Below are 1,014 nucleotides of genomic sequence, written 5' to 3'. Positions count from 1 at the left end.
GGAGCATGATATCCCTGTTCTGGGTTGCCTCTTTACCGGTAGGACGGAGGAATTCCGGGCTCTGTCCTGCCACAAGTTCTTTAAGATCAAGCCAGTTCTTCCTCCCTGCCGCGGGGTCCGCCGTAGCGGGGGTATGTACGGACCGGACAAACAGTTTGTGCCGCAGCGATGGGGATTGCTTTTCTGCTTCGTCCACATGGTCCATAACGACAGGATCATCAACCGCCACAATGGCTTCGATGTCAGCGGCTTTACAACGATACACAATATCCTTAGGGGTAAGCAGATGGGTTGCGGGAATAGCGATGGCCCCCAGTTTATGCAGCGCCAACAGGGTGGGCCAGTATTCATAACGCCGTTTCAAGATGAGCATGACGGGGGTTCCCTTCCGAATCCCCAGGGAAGAAAGGGCGTTGGCCGTTTGGTTCGTCCGCTCTTGCAATTCGCCATAGGTAAATTCCGCCGAAGCCCCCCGTTCATCGCACCACACCAGGGCCCGTTCATTGGCCCGTTTTCGAGCCAGTTCATCCATTACATCATAGGCAAAGTTAAAATTTTCAGGAACCCGGACAGAAAAATTCTGAACAAAATCTTCGTAGGAGGAAAATTCGAGGGTAGATAGATATTTTGTCAACATGGCCAGCTCCTATAAACTAAAGAATAACCGCGAGGAAACGCACCGCCTTTCCTCCCAGGGCCTTCATACCATGGGGCTCAGAAGAATCAAAATACACCGCGTCTCCCGCATCGAGGTCCATTTCGTGGGTTCCAATGGTAATCCGCATGGTCCCTTCGAGCACATAGTCGAATTCCTGGCCGGGATGGCTGTTGAGGGCAATGGGATGCTGTTCCGATTCGGCGGGGATTTCCACCAGGAAGGGTTCTGCCTTTCTATGTTGAAAATTGGCAGCCAGGCTCCAGTAACGGTAGGAACTGCGCCGATACACCTCAGGACCTCGTCCTTTACGGGTCAGACAATAGGTTCTCAGTTTAGGGGCCTCGCCAGTGATAAGC

General features: G+C 52.9%; 2 protein-coding genes. Both read right to left on the bottom strand.

The window, feature by feature from the left end; genetic code table 11:
* Nucleotides 1–634: AMP-binding protein (locus N2315_09540; protein MCX7829413.1), on the bottom strand; the 634-nt coding region annotated here is incomplete at its 3' end.
* 19 nt (nucleotides 635–653) lie between these two features.
* The coding region (locus tag N2315_09535) for a cupin domain-containing protein (protein MCX7829412.1) at nucleotides 654–1,014 on the bottom strand (361 nt) is incomplete at its 5' end.

This window comes from Thermanaerothrix sp. (genome assembly GCA_026417795.1).
Classification (GTDB): domain Bacteria; phylum Synergistota; class Synergistia; order Synergistales; family Synergistaceae; genus Thermanaerovibrio.
The sequence above is the reverse complement of the archived record's forward strand: the minus strand, read 5'-3'. Positions and strand labels throughout refer to the sequence as shown.